Source organism: Pseudomonas sp. RA_35y_Pfl2_P32 (assembly GCF_963970735.1).
Classification (GTDB): domain Bacteria; phylum Pseudomonadota; class Gammaproteobacteria; order Pseudomonadales; family Pseudomonadaceae; genus Aquipseudomonas.
Map to the genome: position 1 here is coordinate 1 of NZ_CAXAQF010000436.1, position 255 is coordinate 255.

Annotated in this window: 1 pseudogene; it reads right to left on the reverse strand. The window is 57.6% G+C overall.

The features are described 5' to 3' along the window. Positions 1 to 211 (reverse strand): annotated as a pseudogene (locus tag AACY45_RS29425) (IS110 family transposase); the annotation flags it as partial. Positions 212 to 255 lie beyond the last annotated feature (44 nt).

A 255-nucleotide genomic window follows, 5' to 3' on the forward strand; every position in this document is an offset into this window, starting at 1 on the left:
AACCGCGTGCCTGTAGCTGCCGCGCCCAATGGTGCGCACCGCCACAACTTTCCATGCCGATCTCACCGCCGGGTTCGATCTTCTCCAGCACCGTTTGCAGCCAGCGATCACGAGGTAAACGTTGCCGTCAGACTGGCCGCTCATGACAATCCACGCCGTGGATCTGAAACACGTTCTTGGCCAGGTCGACCCCAATGCGCATAAGCTTCATGTGTGGACTCCTTCTCACTGTTGACTGTGGTTCGCACTTTCAGT